Source organism: Bacillus cereus group sp. N21, assembly GCF_016483395.1.
In the GTDB taxonomy this organism is placed as follows: domain Bacteria; phylum Bacillota; class Bacilli; order Bacillales; family Bacillaceae_G; genus Bacillus_A; species Bacillus_A pseudomycoides.
This window is the reverse complement of sequence record NZ_JAEHBX010000255.1, coordinates 1-402: the sequence shown is the minus strand read 5'-3', so window position 1 is coordinate 402 and position 402 is coordinate 1. Positions and strand designations below refer to the sequence as shown.

Sequence of the window (402 nt, the reverse complement as noted above, 5' to 3'; positions counted from 1 at the left end):
GTGTTTTTTCAAATACTTGAAGCAAAACACCTTTCAATAGGAGTGAAAAAAGTGATAAGAAACAAAAGTACAGTGATTCACCTATTTTTATTATTGGTTGTTACCGCAGTTTTTATATGGTCTGTTATTAATCCTGCAAGATACTCAACATGGGCAGCGGAGGCTATTCCAGCCGTTCTCGGTCTAATCATTATAATTGCAACGTACAATAAGTTTCGCCTCACCACTCTCTCCTATATGATTATTGCAATATTAGCCATTATAATGTTTGTCGGCGGTCATTACACATACTCAAAGGTTCCTCTTTTTAATTGGATAAAAGATATTTTTGATTTAAATCGAAATCACTACGATCGATTTGGACATTTGATAAAAGGCTTGTTTACAATTGTGATAAGAGAA

The 402-nt window shown here is 33.8% G+C and carries 1 protein-coding gene; it reads left to right on the top strand.

The window, feature by feature from the left end; translation table 11 throughout:
- Positions 1-51: 51 nt before the first annotated feature.
- Positions 52-402 (top strand): DUF2238 domain-containing protein (locus JDS96_RS30740; protein WP_199669124.1); only part of this gene is annotated, 351 nt, incomplete at its 3' end.